Genomic DNA, 16,989 nt, shown 5'->3' on the forward strand with positions numbered 1-16,989 from the left:
GCGAAACCGACATGGTTCCGGTCGAGCATGGTCAGGCGTGTATAGAGTATCGGGCGTATCCCTCGTGTCATCTTCGGACTTCAGGCAAATCGCGGTAGGGACGGAATCGGGAAAGGCCGAAAGGCTGTTCCGCGCAGCGGTGTCTGCGTTCTGCTCGCTTACGCGGCCGTCCCGCCGGGAGATCGGCCAGCTCGAAGATCTGACGCTGCCGCTGTTCGACAACGTGTCCGTCGAATCGCGCCGCTACGTGGCGGCGGCCCTCTCTGAATGCGAATATGCTCCGGCCGGGCTGGTGCGGCGCCTGTGCGAGGAGCCGGTAGACATCGCCGCCCCCTTGCTCATCCGCTCGCGCGCAGTCAGTGACATCGACCTCATTGCGCTGATCGGCCGGCACGGGCTGCCGCATGCGCGCGCGATCGCGCGCCGCAAGAACCTTAATCCGACCATCGCCGATCTGATCAGGGCGCTGGAAAGGCCGACGCTGGTGCGGGTACGCGATCCGGAAGCGGAAGCCTCCCCGGCACAAACCGCTCCCTTGAAGGCGCCGGCCGCCGACAGCGCGACAAGGCAGCAGACGCCGGGCGTTGGTGCCGAAAATGCGCGGCACAGGCTGCGCTCCATGATGCGGGCCGGCGAGGAGGCGCAGGCGGCGCAGGTCGATCCGTTCACCGGAGCCGATACCTATGCCAAATTGCGCGAGACGGCGCTGACCGGAAACGCCGCCTTCTTCCAGACCGCGCTCGCCGATGCGCTCGATATCGATTTCTCGACGGCCAGGTTGCTGACGGCGAACCAGAATTACATGCCGCTGCTGACGGCGCTGCGCTCGCTCGACCTCAGCGAGGACCGGGCATTCCTGATCACGGTTGCCGTCTACTCCCGCGAGTTTCCGCATCCGCAGGCGATCCGCACCTTCCTCGATCGCTACCGGCTCCTGCACCGCGACGCGGCGCTGGACAAGGTGCGGGAATGGAAGGCCGTGACCCTGTCCGATGTGGTTCGCGACGCCGCCCCCACCAACAGCGCCAGCCGCGAGGCGTCGAACAGTGACGATGCAGCGGCCTTCCCTGGCCTCAGGACATCTTCACGGAAATAAGCTCCTCGACAGGAACAGCGCCGGCCTCGATCTCAACCACCCAGATGTCGGGATCGAATTTCTTCTCGCGTTCCAGTCTGGCGTCCAGCACCGAAGCATCGGCGGCGGTGGCGAGAAGGCTAAAGAAACGGTCGTCGGGCTTGGCCGAATCGTAGCTCGTCTGTGGCGCCGGCCCATAGAGAGCGATTTCACCAAGCCGGCTCCGCGTTAGAACGAACACGGCGCCGGCTTCGGTCGCGCCGCGCTTGACCACGGCGGCAAACCCGCCCGCGCCGAAAACCCGACGCAACAGGGCCGATACCCAGAGATCCGTGGTCACGCGCATGAGAAAAGTCCGGACAGCATGCGGGCTATCTATCGGTATTTACACCGCTGGGCGAGCCGTTGTTTGCGCCGTCAGTTGGTCAGGCCGATCTCGCGCATCTTGACATAGACCAGTTCGTCGGGCTCGCCGGTCTGCGGCAGGCCGAACAGCGACTGGAATTCCTTGATGGCCGCCTTGGTACGGGCGCCGACGACGCCGTCGAGCTGCATGTCGTCATTGCCGAAGGCCTTGAGCCCGGCCTGTATCTTGACAATGCGAGGATCCGGCGCTTGGGAAGCCGTATCGGTCTGCAGCGACACTGGAACCGCCTGCGACACTTCGGGACGCGGTTGCGGTTTCGGCACGGCGGCGGTTTTCGGGGTCGCGCCCAGCTGATCGAGCAGCAGCGCGTCGATCTCGCCGGACGTGTTGAGCCCAACCTTCTGCTGATAGGCCTGGATCGCCTTGCGCGTGTTGGGTCCGGAAATGCCGTCGACCGTGCCGGCGTAGAAATCGAGATCCTTCAATATGCCCTGCACCTGCTCCACCACCGGATCGCCCTTGACCGGCGCCGGCGCGGTACCTGGCCGCACGATGTTGAAGGTGGTCTCCGGCTCATCAGCGGCCGCGTGCGGAACGCCCTGCATGCTGCGGGTCGCGAAGAAGGCGCCGGCATGCGGAAAAGGCTGGTACCACAGCGCATTCGCCGAAACGTAGAACAGCGTCACCAGGAATGCCGTCGACCCTCCCACCAGGACGGGATTGCGCGAAATCATGCCGCCGATGGCGACGGCTCCGTCCTGGAAGGCGTTGCTGCGGCGCTTGGCCGCCTTAGGCTGTTTTGCGGAGCGCGCCATTTCCGTCCCCTTTCGCCCTGGCCAGCGGCATCGTCAGCACCCCGGCCTTGTCCGCCGGCCGCCCTTTCGGCCCGTTCACCGGCAGGCTGATGGTGACCGTGGTACCCTCGCCCGGCATGCTTTCGATCGACATGGTGCCTTCGTGCAGCGCCACCAGTCCCTTGACCAGCGACAGGCCAAGGCCGGTCCCCTCGAAACGACGGGTATAGTCGTTCTGGATCTGCATGAACGGCTTGCCGAGATTGGCGAAATCTTCCTCGGCGATGCCGATGCCGGTGTCCCGCACCCAGAAATGCAGGCGCGAACCGATCCGCTTGGCGCCGACGACGACATCGCCGCCATCGGGCGTGAACTTGATCGCATTCGAGACGAGATTGATGAGGATCTGCTGCACGGCGCGCCGGTCGGCGTTGATTTCGCCGGCGTCCGGCGCGATCTGCGCCTTGAGATCGATGTTCTTGGCCTGCGCCTGGAGCCGCATCATCTGCTGACACATGTCGACGGCTTCCATGAAGCGGAATGGCTCCGGTTCGGTCGCATAGACGCCCGATTCGATCCGCGATACGTCGAGAATGGAGGTTACGACGGCAAGCAGATGCTGGCCGGAATCGCGCACCAGACCGACATATTCCTTCTGCCGTGGATCCTTGAAGGCGCCGAACATCTCGTGCAGCAGCATGTCGGAGAATCCGATGATGGCATTGAGCGGCGTGCGCAGTTCGTGGCTCACCACCGCCAGGAAGCGCCCTTTCGCCACTTCGGCGGCGGCGGCCGCGTCATTGGCGGCGCCGAGGTCTTCGCGCAACCGGGCGACCTCGTCGTTCTCGCGCAGCACAAGCGTGAAAACGTCGCCCTGCTCCTGAGCGCGCATCAGTTCGAGCGAAAACGGCCGATAGTTGTCTGCCGGGCCATTGCCATTCTGTCCATTGCCGTCCTGCGGCAGCCTGACGCGCAACTCCAGCCTGCGCGACAGCGCCCCGTCTCGCATGTCGGCCAAGGCACTGAGATAGGAGACGCGATCCGAGAGATGCACGCGATCGAAAAGCCCGGTTCCGCAAAGCAGTTGCGGGGGCAGTTTCAACAGCGTACGCGCTTTTGCCGAGGCATCGATAACCTCGCCATGGCGGGCGACGCGCAGGACCACCGCGTCGATCATGTCTTCCAGACGATCGCCGGTGTCCCCTACGTCGGCCGCAGCCGCCGTGTTGCGAACCGCCGATATACGCGGCACCAGCGTCAGCGCCCAGGCCAATGGCAGCAGCCAGTGCCACGCGGCGACCGGCGCCGCGGCGTGCGGGAGGACGGTTGCCGTCACAGGCTGCAACATAATGGCGACGAAGGCGCAGACGGCTCCCCACAGCGCCGCGCGGCGCGAGGCGCCGATCCACCAGGCTTCGAACGGCAGCGCCACGAAAAGCATCGCGACCGGAGAGCTCAGCCCGCCGGCAGCGGCAACAAGACCGGCGAGCGCAAGTCCCGCGATCGCCAGCGCGGCCCGGCCGGCCAGATCCATCCTGCCGGTCGCGGCCACCAGCAAGGCGATGAACCAGCAAAGACCAAAGGCCGCGAAGATGGCGGCCACGGTGACGGCTGCGCCCATGCCTGACGTGACGAGCGTGACCGCGGCACCGGCGGCAAAGAACGGAGCGGCCAGCATGGCGCCGATAAAGCGGCGCTGACGCTCGCGGTCGTCCAGCCCAAGAATGGAGGGATGGACCATACGTTCACAACCGGCGGCCATTGCCCCAGGCAATTCAACGTATCTGGCCTTGATCGGCATCAACTCAACGCACCCGCACTCGTCGTGAACAGCTCTGCTTTTGCAGATCGTTTTGATTGACCCTGAAACTCGCACCCAGCCTTTAAAGAATGGATAAGGCAGGGCCGACCTAAGGCCCGGCCCACGGCGAATATCGGGATGGGAGCGCCCGAAAAGGCGGGCAAATGCCACCATAGTAAACGGAGGGTTATCCGCAGGGGCCGCCCGAAGCCTGGCCAGCCGCAGCGCACCGACCGCCTGATTTTGTGGAAAACGCAATAGAAACAAAGGGGTGTATGGCTAATGGATGATAAGAAAAATGGTTCCAATCTGAGACAAATCGACAGCAAAACGCTTCGTTTCGAATTTGCCTCAAATTTGAAGAAAATTCTCGGCCAACCCGCAAGCCGTCCTTTGCGCCTGTGTGCCAATATCCCGCCCACAAAAGAGGTCATGCTCATGGATGCATGATCCGGTCACGACAAGAGGCGAGCATGTTCTTCCTGATGAGAATGGCTTTCTGGTTTTCGCTGGTGCTGCTGGCACTGCCGCTGGGCGTCGGTTCCGAGCCGGGTCAAGAAAGCGTAGGCCCGATCCAGGCTTTGTTCGCGGCCCGCGACGCGGTCGGCGACATCGCCGGCATTTGCGAACGCAAGCCCGATGTCTGTGAGACCGGCAAGTCGGCAATGCACACCATCACCGCAAGGGCCAAGGAGACAGCCAAGATCGCGGCCGCCATGCTGGACGACAAGTCCGCAGGCCCCGACATCTCCACAATGACCGGCAGCGTTCAAGAAGAAGTCGTCTTGCCCGAGACAGTCAACCTGCCGGTAAAGAATTAGGCCGTTTCGACGGCGCACCGCGGGCAGTCTGCCTCTCGACGCCCGCGGTGTCCTTGTTTTTCCGTGACGCGGCGACGGTGGATGACTATATCGCTGTCATGACGACCACGATCCAGACGATCCGCGACGACTTCTCGTTCCTTGACGAATGGGAGGACCGCTATCGCTATGTCATCGAACTCGGCGAGGCGCTGCCGCCATTCCCCGACGAGGAACGCACCGCCGCCAACAAGGTGCCGGGCTGTGTCAGCCAGGTCTGGCTTACCACCGAACGGGGACCGGGCGGCGATCCGGTCATCACCTTCAGGGGCGATTCGGACGCCCATATCGTACGCGGGCTGGTGGCGATCATGCTGGCGCTGTTCTCCGGCAAGACCGCCAGCGAGATCCAGAAAATCGATGCGGAAGCGACGCTGAAGGCGCTCGGCCTGGACGAGCACCTGTCGCCGCAGCGCGCCAACGGCCTTCGCTCGATGGTCAAGCGCATCAGGCGCGACGCAGAGGCCGCACTCGAGCAGACGGCCTGATATCGCCTCCGCGATCAGCCGATCGCATCATACCGCGCACTGGTACCAGCGCTGTCCGGCCCGGCCGGCAAAGTAAAACGGCGCCCGAAGGCGCCGATGTCGATCGTTGAACCTTCCGTCCGGCTCTATCTATCGTTTGAGCCGCATTCTGCGATACCAAGTGTACTCACCTGGCAGCAAATGCTTAGCGGGCCTTGCGCTTGCGGCCGAGCCCCATCTTCTTGGCGAGCTGGGAGCGGGCGGCCGCGTAGTTCGGGGCAACCATCGGGTAGCTCGGGTCGAGGTTCCACTTTTCGCGATACTGATCCGGCGTCAGATCATAGTGGGTCATCAGGTGACGCTTGAGCGACTTGAACTTTTTGCCGTCTTCAAGGCAAACGATGTAGTCGTCATGAACCGAGCGCTTCGGGTTCACTGCCGGCTTCTGCTTGTCGGCGGGCGGCTGTTCGGCGGTTCCGCCCACACGCCCGAGAGCAGCATGGACATCGGAGATGAGGTTCGGCAGTTCGCCGACCGGCACGGGATTGTTGCTGACATAGGCGGCCACCACGTCGGCGGTCAGCTCGATCAGCGCGTCGCTGTTTCTGGAAGGTGTTTCGACAATATCCATGGTCTTCAGGCCCCAACGAGAGTTAGTTTAGTGCGCCCTTTTTTACAGGCAAGGCATTGCACGAATTTTGTGCAGACAGAGCTTCTGCGATTCGTGTCGCGGGGGCATCAATGAACCTACCTAGCAAGTAAGTCAATTCGATCCTTGCACTATATTGAACGATGTTGATCAAATATTTCCGGATCAGCTTCAATCTTTCGTGCACGATGTAATTTTTCGATATTTCGCAGGCGAAACCAGCGACCGGTGACGCAGCGTTAGCTAACCGTTACATTCGCGCTAACTCACAAAGCATCTCCGAGTGCTTTGCTTTGCTTGGAGATCGCGCCGGCAATCTTGGTTGCTCACGCCCTTTCGCAAAACCAGAGGTTGCCCCACCTCGGCCATTGCCGGCCCTCACGCGTCGTGCAGCCGACCAGCTCGGATCACTCAATACGGGGCGATGTATTTGCCATAGGCCCACCCGGTGACGAAACCGCCGTTCTTCGCCGGATCATGCCAGACTTCGCACCAGCGATAGCGAACCGCCTGCTGCTGCTTCCATGCCGGCTGATTGGCGATATCGAGCAGGTTCGTCCCGCCGGTGCATCGCCCGGTCATCTGCAAAACGGTGCCGTTCGGATATGCGGCCTGTTTCTGGGACGTGCCCGAGGGATATTTGCGCACGTCGAGCGTGTCGCCGAACGGCACGTTGGCCACTTGCCAAGCGGCGAATACGGTCGCATGAGATTGGCCGGCGATGGCCATAGTTGCGGAAACGACGGCGAGAGCCGCGACGGTGCGAGCATAGATATACATTATTTCTCCTCCCGGCCCGCTTTCTGGAGCCCGGCGCAGCAATAAGACCCGGCTCTTGAACCCGCGCTGATCGGCGTGTTCATTGGCCATTCAGGACATTTCCAAAGCGAGACGCAATGACCAAAACTTCTGCATTCCCGGATGTCACCCCGCCAACGCCCGAGAAGCGGCCGGTTTTCGACACGCATCACGGTATCACGCGAACGGACGACTATTCCTGGCTGCGGGCCGACAATTGGCAGGAGATGTTCAGGGACCCCGCATTGCTCGATGCGGGCATCCGCGCCCATCTCGAAGCCGAGAACGCCTACCAGTCGAAACTGATGGCCGACACGGCCGATTTGCGGAAGCGGCTGTTCAAGGAGATGAAGGGTCGCATCAAGGAGGACGATTCTTCCGTGCCGATGAAGGACGGACCCTACGCGTATGGCTCCTCCTTCAAACTCGGCGGCGAGCAGCCGCGCTATTTCCGCATGCCGCGGGACGGCGGCGCGCAGCATATCCTGCTCGACGGCGATGCCGAGGCCGAAGGCAAGGCCTATTTCCGGCTTGGCGGCGTCGATCATTCGGCCGACCATGGCAAGCTTTTATGGGCGTTCGACGACAAGGGCTCCGAATTCTATACGCTTCGGGTGCGCGACCTCTCCGACGGCAAGGAACTCGCGGACACGGTTCCAGACACTGGCGGTTCGGGGGTGTGGAACGCCGCCAATGACGGGTTTTTCTACACCCGGCTCGACCCCAACCACCGTCCCTCCAAGGTGCTGTTCCATGCGCTTGGGCAGGATCCGGCAAGCGACCGGCTGATCTATGAGGAAAATGATCCCGGCTTCTTCATGAATGTCGGCGGCACGCGCTCCAATGAATGGATCATGGTTGCCATCAACGACCACGAGACATCGGAATACCGGCTGCTGAGCGCGGACGAGCCGTTTGGCGAGCCGAAGTTGGTGGCGGCGCGCGAGACCGGTCTTCAATACGAGATGGAGGAAGGCGGCGACATTTTCTTCATCCTGACCAACGCCGATGGGGCCAAGGACTTCAAGATCATGACGGCGCCGGCGAGCGATCCGATCCGCGCCAACTGGCAGGAACTGGTTCCGCACGAGGCCGGCCGGCTGATCCTGTCGGTGATCGGCTTCAAGAACCATATGGTCAGGCTGGAGCGCAAGGAGGGCCTGCCGCGCATCGTCGTGCGCGACCGTGCAACCGGCGAGGAACACCTGATCTCCTTCGACGAGGAGGCGTTTTCGCTCGGCCTGTCGGGATCCCTGGAATACGACACCGAGATCATGCGCTTCACCTATTCATCGATGACGACGCCGGCGCAGGTCTTCGACTACAACATGCGCACCCGCGAGCGCGTGTTGCTCAAGACCCAGGAGGTGCCGTCCGGCCACGACCCGGAGCGCTATGTCACGCGTCGGCTGATGGCGCCCGCGGCTGATGGCGAATTGGTGCCGGTCTCGCTCTTGTACCGCCGCGATACCCCGCTGGACGGCTCCGCGCCTTGCCTGCTTTACGGCTACGGTTCCTATGGCATCACGGTGCCGGCGGCCTTCAACACCAACTGGTTCTCGCTGGTCGACCGCGGCTTTGTCTTTGCAATCGCCCACGTCCGCGGCGGCAAGGACAAGGGCTATGGCTGGTACGATGACGGCAAGCGGGCGCACAAGATGAACACTTTCACCGATTTCATCGCCTGTGCACGCCATCTGGTCGCCGAACGCTACACTGTGCATGACCGCATCGTCGCGCAAGGTGGATCCGCCGGCGGCATGCTGATGGGCGCGGTCGCCAACATGGCGCCGGACTGTTTCGGCGGCATCGTTGCCGAGGTGCCTTTCGTCGACGTGCTCACCACCATGCTCGACGCCAGCCTGCCGCTGACCCCGCCGGAGTGGCCTGAATGGGGCAATCCGATCGCGTCGGCGGACGACTACCGGACGATCGCCGCCTACTCGCCCTATGACAATGTCGCCGCGCTCTGCTATCCACCGATCCTGGCGCTAGCCGGTCTCACCGACCCGCGCGTCACCTATTGGGAACCGGCCAAATGGGTGGCGCGGCTGCGCGAGCGCAAGACGGGCGACAATCCGGTCCTGTTCAAGATCAACATGGAATCGGGCCATGCCGGCGCGTCCGGCCGGTTTTCCCGGCTGGAGGAGATCGCCTACACATATTCATTCGCCTTGAAAGTGACAGGCAAGGCAACAGGGCCGCAGGGCTGAAGCGGTCATTGCCCTTCGGCCCCTGGCGTGACTTGATCGGCGACGAACGCCGAGGAGGATGCGAGCAATGATCGACCTGGCCACATTGACCACCTATGTCGCCGTGGTGCTCGGTTTTGTGTTTATTCCCGGCCCCGCCACGCTGCTGACGGTCGCGCGGGCAACGAGTTCGGGAACCAAAGCCGGCATCGCAACCGGCGCAGGGATCGCGGCCGGCGACGTGTTTCACACCTTCACGGCCATGGTCGGCATCTCGGCGATCGTCGCCGCATCGGCGGTGTTGTTCAGCGCCGTGAAGTATCTCGGTGCGGCATATCTCGTTTATCTCGGCATTCGCGCGATCATGGAAAAGACGCCGGCCGATCTCGCCGCCGGCAGGTTCCCAATCTCAGCGGGCAAGGCATTTCGGCAAGCCATACTGACTGAGATGCTCAACCCCAAGACGGCGCTTTTCTTCCTCGCGTTCCTGCCACAGTTCGTCCGGCCCGAAAACGGATGGGTAATGCTCCAGCTGGCGGTATTGGGGATCATCTTTGTTCTGCTGGGCCTCTTCAGCACAGTGGTTTTCGCGGTGAGCGCAGGCGGGCTTGGCACTTTCCTGCGTCGAAATCCCACGGTGTTAAAATGGCAGGGCAAGATTGTCGGCGGCATCTATTGCGGCCTGGGCGTGCGGCTGGCGCTTCAGCAGCGCTGACGCGAAACGGTGACCGGCGCGGCCTTCTCGGCGAGCCGGGCAATCATTGGTTTTTGAATTCCGTGTTGCTGGTTTTCGCTCGCAATTGCGATGCCCGCGCGCTACCCAAGGCGCGTTTTGTCCCGGGCCATGACAGCCCACAATCGCACAAGGGCCTGCCATGCTGCTCGTCGACGTCTATCTCGACAAATCCCCCATCCAGGGCATTGGTGTCTTTGCCAAGAATCCCATTTCCCGCGGCACGATGATCTGGAAGCTGGATCCGAGATTCGACCGGCTCATCGAGGTCGAGACCTATGAGAGCCAGACAGGACCGGTGAAGAGCTATCTCGATCGCTATGCCTATCCGGACAGGCGAGATCCGAACTACATCGTCTTCGAGGCCGACGATGCACGCTACATGAACCACGCCGACGAGCCGAATTGCGACGTATCCTCGCCGGAGGAAAGCTTTGCGTTGCGCGACATCGCGGCCGGCGAGGAACTGACCTGCAACTACAATCATTTCTTCGCGGCGGGCTTCGACTTCCTGGGCGATCGCCACCCGTAGTCAGCTCGCCGGTTTTTTGCGCGCCGGATAGCCGTTCGGATGCGGCGGAACCGCCTTGAGATAGGCCGCGATCGCCGCGCGGTCCTCGGGCGCCAGTTCGGCCATGTTCCTCTGCACGTCGACCATGGCCCCGCCAACGGAATCGAAATCGGGCGTGAAGCCGGTTTCGAGATAGTTGGCGATATCGGCCTGCGACCAGTCGCCGATGCCGCCCTCCCCGGAGGTGACATTGGGGACGATGCCGCTGCCTCCGGCGGCTGTGGCTCCAGCCAGCCACTCGCTCTTCTTTGTCCCCCCCGCAAGGTCACGCGGTGTGTGACATTCGCCGCAATGACCCGGTCCCTCGACCAGGTAGCGACCGGCAATCACAGGACCAGGCGCGCCTTCGGGCAGGGACACAACAGGCTGCTCGCTGAGATAGAGCCGTTTCCACAAGCCGATGCCGCGACGGATGTTGAACGGGAAACTCAATGAATTGGCCGGCGCTCGGCCGGCAACCGCCGGCAGCGTCTTCAGGAAGGCATAGAGATCGGCAATGTCGGCGGGCTTCATGCGCGCGTAGGACGTATAGGGAAATGCCGGATAGAAATGCTCGCCCGACGGCGAGACACCCTTCAGCATGGCATTGGCGAGATCCTCGGCCGACCACGCGCCGATGCCGTCCTTCGGGTCTTGCGAAATGTTGGGCGGCACAAACGTGCCAAACGGGGTCTTGAGTTCAAGGCCGCCGACAAGTTCGAGCCGCTCATCGCCTTTCGAACCGGGTTTTGCATGGCAGGAGGTGCAGCCGCCGGCATCAAAAATGCGCTTGCCTCTGGCCGCGTCACCAGGCGCGAGCTTGGCCATAGTTTCCGCGTCGAGCTTCACCGGCGCCGAAAGCGTCCACGCGGCAACCGCGCCGACGCCGCCGAGCACGAGTGCGGCGCCGACAAACTTCCTCAGCCATGCCATGGCCGGCGATCAGCCTTTCTTGACCCTGTAGCCCTTGTGGCAGGTGCCGCAGTCGGAGCCGATGACGCCGATTTGCGTCTTCAGGGACTCCACGTCGGCTGGGGCCGCGGCGACCGCGGCCTTGACGTCGGCAAGATACTTGTCTTCTGTCGCCTTGAAACCGGCCATGTCTTGCCAGATCTTCGGCGCCGCCGTGGTGTCGCCCGTGTCGCTGCCCGCCGGGAACAGGACGTCGGCGTCGAATTTTTCCGCGTTCGCCTGGAGCGCCTGCAGCGCAGTCAGTACTGCGGCGGCATCAAAGGGCTCCTCACCCTTGACCACTTTCGACAGGCCGCCGACGATCTTCCCGCGTTCCTTCATCAGGGCCTGGCGGTCGAGGATCGGGTCGGCAAAGGCCGCCGAACCGGCGAACGCGAGCATAGAGATGGCGACGACAAGCTTTCTCATTCAATTGGCTCCATGATGAGGGCATTTCGGGACAGGACGTTAACGGACGTGGCGGGAGGAATATTCCCTTCCCCCGACGATTTTGCAGACCTTTGCTGTGGGATCTCGGCACAGAAAAAGAAAAGCCCCGGGGGTGCCGGGGCTTTCTGAATCTCGATCAGGCTTTCGCTTTTTCGTAGAGTTCGAGAACATGATCCCAGTTGATCAGGCTGTCGACGAAGGCCTCGAGATATTTCGGCCGGGCGTTGCGATAGTCGATGTAATAGGAGTGCTCCCAGACATCGACGCCGAGGATCGGCGCCGCGCCATGGACGAGGGGATTCTCGCCGTTCGGCGTCTTCGAGATCGCCAGCTTGCCATCCTTGACCGAAACCCAGGCCCAGCCGGAACCGAACTGGGTCGTGCCGGCGGCGATGAAGTCGGCCTTGAATTTGTCGTAGCCGCCCAGATCGCTGTCGAAAGCCGTCTGCAACGCGCCCGGCAGCTTGTTGCCGCCGCCGCCCTTTTTCATCCACTTCCAGAAATGGATGTGATTGTAGTGCTGGGCGGCATTGTTGAAGAGGCCGGCATTCTTGCCGAACGACTGCTTGACCACCTCTTCTACCGACAGATCGCCAAGGCCGGCTTCGGCGGCAAGCTTGTTGCCGTTGTCGACATAGGCCTTGTGGTGCTTGTCGTGGTGATATTCCAGCGTCTCTTTCGACATGTAGGGCTGCAAGGCCTCATAGTCGTAAGGCAGAGCGGGCAATTCAAAAGCCATGGAAGGTACTCCCTCAAGGAAAATCCGGTGTCGATACCGGACTAAGATAGGTCTGGATTGGGTTCGGACAACTCCGAAAAGTGAAGCGCCGGGTGCTCTTTCTAAGCGGGTTCCGGAGAACTGTCACACAGTTTCCGGAAACCGGGCGCATTGCGACGAAAAGCCTGGACGGATCAGCCCGCCGACGTCGAATGCGCCCAATCCCAATAGAGCTCCCGCGCCTTCTTGGCCACCGGCCCGGGCTGCAGGCTGCGGTCCTCGATGCGCGTGATCGGAATGACCTTGGAATGGTTGCCGGTCGAAAAAATCTCATCCGCCTCGAGGAATTCACGCACCGACAGCGCCTTTTCGGTGGTCTTGAACCCGTACTCGCCAAGCAACGTCATCGTGCGCGAGCGGGTGATGCCCGACAGGAAGGTGCCGTTCGGCGCCGGCGTCAGGACGTGGCCGTCCTTGACCAGGAAGATGTTCGAGGTTCCGGTCTCGGCGACGTTGCCCAGCATGTCGAGCACCAGGGCGTTGTCGAAGCCGCGCATCTTGGCTTCGAGGATGGCGCGGCCATTGTTGGGATAGAGGCAGCCGGCCTTGGCGTTGGTCGGCATGGTTTCGATAGTCGGGCGCCGGAACGGCGAAACCGTCACGGAAAAGCCGGTCGGCGAGATCATCGGCGATTCGTAGAGGCACAGGCAGAAACGGGTCGAGGCGGGATCGGCCGGCACGCCCATATAGCCGCCGTGCTCGGCCCAATACATCGGCCTGATATAGACAGCCGTCTTGCCATCGAATTTCTTCAATCCGTCCCAGGTCAGCCCGACGATCTTCTCGGCCGTCATCGAAGGCTTGAGACCGAGCGCGATCGCCGAGGCATTCACGCGCGCGGCATGAAGGTCAAGATCGGGAGCGACACCCTCGAACCAGCGGGCGCCGTCGAACACGCTGGTGCCGAGCCACATTGCGTGGCTGCGCGGGCCCAAAACGGCGACATTGCCCTCGTACCAGTCGCCGTCGACGAAAGTCCATGTCGCGGAAAGTGCGGCAGCCGCCAGTGTCATTGCTTTGTCCCGTTCCGATCAATCTCGTGTTGCAGCATTGGATGACGCTTTGGCCGGCGTCGTCAACCAGCATCGGGGAGTTTTGTTGAGGCCACAGACGGCGCGCTGCAATCAAGACTTGCACCTTGCCCCGCCTCGCCTCAAAACTGTTGCCATGCAATACGCCGCTTATGTTTTCGACGCCTACGGCACACTGTTCGATGTTCATGCCGCCGTGCGCCGCCACGCCGACGCCATCGGACCGGACGGCCAGTTGCTGTCCGAGATCTGGCGCGCCAAGCAACTCGAATATTCCTGGGTGCGTACGTTGATGGGCGCCTATGCCGATTTTTGGCAACTCACCGAGCAGGCACTTGATTTCGCGTTGCACAAGGTGCCCTCTGCCGATCCCGGCCTCAAGGCGGCATTGCTGGATGCCTATTGGCGGCTGGACTGCTATGCGGAAGTGCCCGCCGTGCTGAAGGCGCTGAAGGCGTCCGGCGCCAAGCTGGCAATCCTGTCCAACGGTTCACCGGAAATGCTGGAGGCAGCCGTTAAATCCGCGGCGCTCGATCAGGTGCTGGACGATATCTATTCCGTCGATGCGGTACGGCGCTTCAAGACCGATCCGTCGGTCTACGACATGGTCACGACAGGCTGGCGCCTCTATCCGGGTGCGGTCTCCTTCCAGTCGTCCAACCGCTGGGACATTGCCGGCGCGACCAAGTTCGGCTTCCGCACCGTGTGGATCAACCGCTCCAACCAGCCGGAGGAGTATCGGGATTTTCCACCGGCCCTGATCCTGCCGTCGCTCGATGCCCTTGTCACAGGTGGCTAACGCATGCGGCCCAAAAGTAATCCTGGTTTTCGCTCCTGTGACCGTAGCGCCACAGTGGTGACGCGGTCACAGCTTCGCCTTTGTTTGTCCACCTTGAGGCCAGATTCGGAACCGCCTATCGCGCCCAAGTGTTGATCAGGCACCCTCGCAACGGTCGGCATATTCATGCTTTGTTGCGATTTCAGACTTAAAGAAGGCAACCATGTTCCCAGCCGAAATCGAATCCTATCGCCTGAGCCGTCGCGGCTTTCTCAATGCCGCAGCCCTGGGCGCCGCCTCGATCGCGGTTTCCGCATGCGCCACCACCGGGTCCGGGCCAGTCGAGCCACCGCCACCGGCCTATGTCGAGCCGCCGCTCGCCGACTACGTGACGATGTACGCCGCCGTCAGCGATGGCGGTTTCGAAGTGCCGGCCATTCCCGTCGACAGGATCGATCCGCAATTCCTGCGCCAGATCGTGCCCGACCCGACCGGCCAGAAGCCGGGAACCATCGTCGTCGATACGACCGGCCACTTCCTCTATCTGGTTCGTCCGGGCGGCCAGGCGATCCGCTACGGCGTCGGCCTCGGCCGCGCCGGCTTCGAATGGTCGGGCGATGCCGTCGTCCAGTGGAAACAGAAGTGGCCGAAATGGACGCCGCCGGACGAGATGATCGCCCGGCAGCCGGAACTGAGGCAATACAGCGCTGACAATGGCGGTATGCCGGGCGGGCTGAAAAACCCGCTCGGTGCACGTGCGCTCTATCTCTTCCAGGGCAACGTCGACACGCTCTACCGGCTGCACGGCTCGCCGGAATGGCGTTCGATCGGCAAGTCGGTGTCGTCGGGCTGCGTGCGCCTGATGAACCAGGACATTATAGACCTATATGATCGCGTGCCTTCGAAGACCCCGGTGATCGTGACCAGCGACGCCAGCCAGCCCATGGTGGCGACCGCGAATCACAAAGCCATCCCGATCGATGCCGGCGTGCCGGACGGATCGGTGCTGCTTGGCCCGGTGAAAGCGGTGAGCGACGCGATTTTCTGATCGAGCGAGGGTGAATGCGGCGACTCGCCGCCTTCACCCTCCACATCAACCTGTCCCCGCGTGACCGTTGCGCGATCGCGCTCCCTATCTGCCCCTCGACAGACTTCCGAGTATCCCGCGCACGATGGCGCGGCCGACCGACGAGCCGACAGAGCGCACCACCGACTTGATCGCGGCTTCCGTCACCGTCTGGCGGTTGGATGGGCGCGGTTGAGGCGAGCGTCTGCCGCCGGACTGCGGCGGCGGAGCATCATTGCCGAAGCCCGGAATGGTCCAGCGTGAACGGCCGGCGTCGGCCTGCTGTGCCTCGGCATCCGCCGCGTCCTTGGCCTTTTTCTGCAGCATCTCGAAAGCCGATTCGCGATCGACACCCTCATCGTACTGACCGATCACCGGGCTTTCCTGGATCAGCTTCCGCCGCTCGGCCGGGGTTATGGGCCCAAGTCGTGACGATGGCGGACGGATCAGCGTGCGCTGGACCATGGACGGGATGCCCTTGGCTTCCAGCACTGAAACCAGCGCTTCGCCGGTGCCCAGTTGCGTGATCACGGTCGCGCAATCGAAATCCGGATTTGGCCGGAACGTCTCGGCCGCGGTCCTTACCGCCTGCTGCTCGCGCGGCGTGTAGGCGCGCAACGCATGCTGGACCCGGTTGCCGAGCTGGGCCAGAACCTTCTCAGGAATATCCAGAGGGTTCTGCGTGACGAAATAGACGCCGACCCCCTTCGAGCGGATCAGACGCACCACCTGCTCGACGCGGTCGATCAGCACCTTCGGCGCGTCGTCGAAAAGCAGATGTGCCTCGTCGAAGAAGAAGACCAGCTTCGGCTTGTCGGGATCGCCCACTTCGGGCAGCTCCTCGAACAGTTCCGACATCAGCCAAAGCAGGAACGTCGCGTAGAGTCGCGGATTCATCATCAGCTTGTCGGCGGCCAGCACGCTGATGGCGCCGCGGCCGTCGCGGGTGGTGCGCATGATGTCGGCGATGCGCAATGCCGGCTCGCCGAAGAAATTCGCCGCCCCCTGCTGTTCCAGCACCAGCAGCGTGCGCTGGATGGCGCCGACCGAGGGTTTCGTCACATTGCCGTAGCGGGCGCTGATCTCTTCGGCGCGCCCGGCGATATTGGCGAGCAGCGCCTGCAGGTCCTTGAGGTCGAGCAGCAGCAGGCCTTCCTCATCGGCGATGCGGAAGGCGATGTTCATGATGCCTTCCTGGGCTTCGGACAAATTCATCAACCGCGACAAGAGCAGCGGGCCCATCTCGGAGATGGTGGCGCGGATGGGGTGGCCCTGTTCGCCGAACAGATCCCAGAAGATGACGGGGAATTCCTGGAAGTCATAGGGGTCGAGCTTGACCTGCTCGGCACGCTTGACCAGGAAATCCTGCGCCGTGCCGATCATGGCTATACCGGAGAGATCGCCCTTGATGTCGGCGCAGAACACCGGCACGCCGGCATTGGAGAATCCCTCGGCCAATATTTGCAAGGTGACCGTCTTGCCGGTGCCGGTGGCACCGGTCACCAAGCCGTGACGGTTGCCATAGTGCAAAAGCAGGTTTTCGGGACGCTGATAGCTGTCGTCGGGCTTGCGGCTGGCGCCGATGAAAATGGTGTCGTCAGCCATATGTCCGGTCTCCGCAACTGCTGTGTATAAAACCAGCCCTTCGC

At 62.5% G+C, this 16,989-nt stretch carries 19 protein-coding genes; 9 read left to right on the forward strand and 10 right to left on the reverse strand.

The genetic code is table 11. The annotated features are described in order from the left end of the window. Positions 1-64 precede the first annotated feature (64 nt). Positions 65-1,096 (forward strand): DUF2336 domain-containing protein, encoded by a 1,032-nt coding sequence (locus tag FJ949_RS07715; RefSeq protein ID WP_140494734.1) that lies wholly within the window; start codon positions 65-67, stop codon positions 1,094-1,096. Here the strand turns inward: FJ949_RS07715 and FJ949_RS07720 are convergent. From FJ949_RS07720 to FJ949_RS07730, 3 genes are all read right to left on the reverse strand, one after another. After that, positions 1,074-1,421 (reverse strand): DUF1491 family protein, encoded by a 348-nt coding sequence (locus FJ949_RS07720; RefSeq protein ID WP_140494737.1) that lies wholly within the window; start codon positions 1,419-1,421, stop codon positions 1,074-1,076. The genes FJ949_RS07715 and FJ949_RS07720 overlap by 23 nt on opposite strands. 71 nt (positions 1,422-1,492) lie before the next feature. Next, entirely contained in the window at positions 1,493-2,257 is a 765-nt protein-coding gene (locus FJ949_RS07725) for a peptidoglycan-binding protein (protein ID WP_140494739.1), read from the reverse strand. Beyond that, complete coding sequence (locus FJ949_RS07730; protein WP_140494740.1) at positions 2,232-3,977, reverse strand: PAS domain-containing sensor histidine kinase; 1,746 nt, start codon at positions 3,975-3,977, stop codon at positions 2,232-2,234. The genes FJ949_RS07725 and FJ949_RS07730 overlap by 26 nt, the downstream gene beginning before the upstream one ends. Positions 3,978-4,319: 342 nt before the next feature. Between FJ949_RS07730 and FJ949_RS30265 the strand changes: the two genes are divergently transcribed. From FJ949_RS30265 to FJ949_RS07740, 3 genes are all read left to right on the forward strand, one after another. Further along, a complete protein-coding gene (locus FJ949_RS30265; protein WP_181169789.1) occupies positions 4,320-4,487 on the forward strand; it encodes a hypothetical protein in 168 nt (55 codons plus the stop codon). A 23-nt stretch (positions 4,488-4,510) separates the two neighbouring features. After that, complete coding sequence (locus FJ949_RS07735; protein ID WP_140494742.1) at positions 4,511-4,858, forward strand: DUF5330 domain-containing protein; 348 nt, start codon at positions 4,511-4,513, stop codon at positions 4,856-4,858. 98 nt (positions 4,859-4,956) lie between these two features. Beyond that, the gene (locus FJ949_RS07740; protein ID WP_140495047.1) at positions 4,957-5,385 is read left to right on the forward strand and encodes a SufE family protein; all 429 of its coding nucleotides are present in this window, start codon (positions 4,957-4,959) and stop codon (positions 5,383-5,385) included. Positions 5,386-5,569: 184 nt separating this feature from the next. Here FJ949_RS07740 and FJ949_RS07745 read toward each other — a convergent pair whose 3' ends face one another. Then, on the reverse strand, positions 5,570-5,995 hold the full coding sequence (locus tag FJ949_RS07745; protein ID WP_095089970.1) for a MucR family transcriptional regulator: 426 nt from the start codon (positions 5,993-5,995) through the stop codon (positions 5,570-5,572). A gap of 429 nt (positions 5,996-6,424) precedes the next feature. After that, positions 6,425-6,793 carry an SH3 domain-containing protein gene (locus FJ949_RS07750; RefSeq protein WP_140495049.1) on the reverse strand — a complete coding sequence of 123 codons (369 nt, stop codon included), beginning with the start codon at positions 6,791-6,793 and terminating at the stop codon, positions 6,425-6,427. Between the two features lie 116 nt (positions 6,794-6,909). Here FJ949_RS07750 and FJ949_RS07755 point away from each other — a divergent pair, with 116 nt between their 5' ends. The 3 genes from FJ949_RS07755 to FJ949_RS07765 all read left to right on the forward strand — a co-directional run bounded on the left by FJ949_RS07755 (position 6,910) and on the right by FJ949_RS07765 (position 10,268). Continuing rightward, a complete protein-coding gene (locus FJ949_RS07755) occupies positions 6,910-9,024 on the forward strand; it encodes a S9 family peptidase (RefSeq protein WP_140494744.1) in 2,115 nt (704 codons plus the stop codon). Positions 9,025-9,091: 67 nt separating this feature from the next. Next, a complete protein-coding gene (locus FJ949_RS07760) occupies positions 9,092-9,718 on the forward strand; it encodes a LysE family translocator (RefSeq protein WP_140494746.1) in 627 nt (208 codons plus the stop codon). 160 nt (positions 9,719-9,878) lie between these two features. Continuing rightward, a complete protein-coding gene (locus tag FJ949_RS07765; protein ID WP_140494748.1) occupies positions 9,879-10,268 on the forward strand; it encodes an SET domain-containing protein-lysine N-methyltransferase in 390 nt (129 codons plus the stop codon). Here the strand turns inward: FJ949_RS07765 and FJ949_RS07770 are convergent, their stop codons facing one another. The 4 genes from FJ949_RS07770 to FJ949_RS07785 form a co-directional block, all read right to left on the reverse strand. Further along, positions 10,269-11,219 (reverse strand): cytochrome c, encoded by a 951-nt coding sequence (locus FJ949_RS07770; protein WP_140494750.1) that lies wholly within the window; start codon positions 11,217-11,219, stop codon positions 10,269-10,271. A 9-nt stretch (positions 11,220-11,228) separates the two neighbouring features. Next, positions 11,229-11,666 (reverse strand): cytochrome c, encoded by a 438-nt coding sequence (locus FJ949_RS07775; RefSeq protein ID WP_140494752.1) that lies wholly within the window; start codon positions 11,664-11,666, stop codon positions 11,229-11,231. Between the two features lie 157 nt (positions 11,667-11,823). Continuing rightward, a complete protein-coding gene (locus FJ949_RS07780) occupies positions 11,824-12,426 on the reverse strand; it encodes a superoxide dismutase (protein WP_140494754.1) in 603 nt (200 codons plus the stop codon). A gap of 173 nt (positions 12,427-12,599) precedes the next feature. Then, positions 12,600-13,478 (reverse strand): branched-chain amino acid aminotransferase, encoded by an 879-nt coding sequence (locus tag FJ949_RS07785; RefSeq protein WP_140494756.1) that lies wholly within the window; start codon positions 13,476-13,478, stop codon positions 12,600-12,602. A 154-nt stretch (positions 13,479-13,632) separates the two neighbouring features. On the opposite strand from FJ949_RS07785, the gene FJ949_RS07790 reads away from it, so the two are divergent. Together FJ949_RS07790 and FJ949_RS07795 are read left to right on the forward strand one after the other, a co-directional pair. Continuing rightward, positions 13,633-14,295, forward strand: coding sequence for a haloacid dehalogenase type II (locus FJ949_RS07790; RefSeq protein ID WP_140494758.1), 663 nt, complete (start codon positions 13,633-13,635; stop codon positions 14,293-14,295). A gap of 202 nt (positions 14,296-14,497) precedes the next feature. After that, positions 14,498-15,322: a L,D-transpeptidase gene (locus tag FJ949_RS07795; protein ID WP_140494760.1), complete on the forward strand. Its 825-nt coding sequence runs from the start codon at positions 14,498-14,500 to the stop codon at positions 15,320-15,322. Between the two features lie 84 nt (positions 15,323-15,406). Here FJ949_RS07795 and FJ949_RS07800 read toward each other — a convergent pair whose 3' ends face one another. Then, on the reverse strand, positions 15,407-16,945 hold the full coding sequence (locus FJ949_RS07800; RefSeq protein WP_140494762.1) for a helicase HerA-like C-terminal domain-containing protein: 1,539 nt from the start codon (positions 16,943-16,945) through the stop codon (positions 15,407-15,409). Positions 16,946-16,989: the final 44 nt, after the last annotated feature.

Origin of the sequence: Mesorhizobium sp. B2-4-1 (assembly GCF_006442185.1) — a bacterium.
Lineage (GTDB): Bacteria > Pseudomonadota > Alphaproteobacteria > Rhizobiales > Rhizobiaceae > Mesorhizobium.

What these genes read in the sequence shown, in the direction of transcription:
- FJ949_RS07750 (WP_140495049.1), bottom strand. Translation starts at nt 6,793, where the DNA reads ATGTATATCTATGCTCGCACCGTCGCGGCTCTCGCCGTCGTTTCCGCA.
- FJ949_RS07785 (WP_140494756.1), bottom strand. Translation starts at nt 13,478, where the DNA reads ATGACACTGGCGGCTGCCGCACTTTCCGCGACATGGACTTTCGTCGAC.
- FJ949_RS07800 (WP_140494762.1), bottom strand. Translation starts at nt 16,945, where the DNA reads ATGGCTGACGACACCATTTTCATCGGCGCCAGCCGCAAGCCCGACGAC.
- FJ949_RS07775 (WP_140494752.1), bottom strand. Translation starts at nt 11,666, where the DNA reads ATGAGAAAGCTTGTCGTCGCCATCTCTATGCTCGCGTTCGCCGGTTCG.
- FJ949_RS07725 (WP_140494739.1), bottom strand. Translation starts at nt 2,257, where the DNA reads ATGGCGCGCTCCGCAAAACAGCCTAAGGCGGCCAAGCGCCGCAGCAAC.
- FJ949_RS07720 (WP_140494737.1), bottom strand. Translation starts at nt 1,421, where the DNA reads ATGCGCGTGACCACGGATCTCTGGGTATCGGCCCTGTTGCGTCGGGTT.
- FJ949_RS07780 (WP_140494754.1), bottom strand. Translation starts at nt 12,426, where the DNA reads ATGGCTTTTGAATTGCCCGCTCTGCCTTACGACTATGAGGCCTTGCAG.
- FJ949_RS07735 (WP_140494742.1), top strand. Translation starts at nt 4,511, where the DNA reads ATGTTCTTCCTGATGAGAATGGCTTTCTGGTTTTCGCTGGTGCTGCTG.
- FJ949_RS07760 (WP_140494746.1), top strand. Translation starts at nt 9,092, where the DNA reads ATGATCGACCTGGCCACATTGACCACCTATGTCGCCGTGGTGCTCGGT.
- FJ949_RS07730 (WP_140494740.1), bottom strand. Translation starts at nt 3,977, where the DNA reads ATGGTCCATCCCTCCATTCTTGGGCTGGACGACCGCGAGCGTCAGCGC.
- FJ949_RS07765 (WP_140494748.1), top strand. Translation starts at nt 9,879, where the DNA reads ATGCTGCTCGTCGACGTCTATCTCGACAAATCCCCCATCCAGGGCATT.
- FJ949_RS07790 (WP_140494758.1), top strand. Translation starts at nt 13,633, where the DNA reads ATGCAATACGCCGCTTATGTTTTCGACGCCTACGGCACACTGTTCGAT.
- FJ949_RS07755 (WP_140494744.1), top strand. Translation starts at nt 6,910, where the DNA reads ATGACCAAAACTTCTGCATTCCCGGATGTCACCCCGCCAACGCCCGAG.
- FJ949_RS07745 (WP_095089970.1), bottom strand. Translation starts at nt 5,995, where the DNA reads ATGGATATTGTCGAAACACCTTCCAGAAACAGCGACGCGCTGATCGAG.
- FJ949_RS07740 (WP_140495047.1), top strand. Translation starts at nt 4,957, where the DNA reads ATGACGACCACGATCCAGACGATCCGCGACGACTTCTCGTTCCTTGAC.
- FJ949_RS07770 (WP_140494750.1), bottom strand. Translation starts at nt 11,219, where the DNA reads ATGGCATGGCTGAGGAAGTTTGTCGGCGCCGCACTCGTGCTCGGCGGC.
- FJ949_RS07795 (WP_140494760.1), top strand. Translation starts at nt 14,498, where the DNA reads ATGTTCCCAGCCGAAATCGAATCCTATCGCCTGAGCCGTCGCGGCTTT.
- FJ949_RS30265 (WP_181169789.1), top strand. Translation starts at nt 4,320, where the DNA reads ATGGATGATAAGAAAAATGGTTCCAATCTGAGACAAATCGACAGCAAA.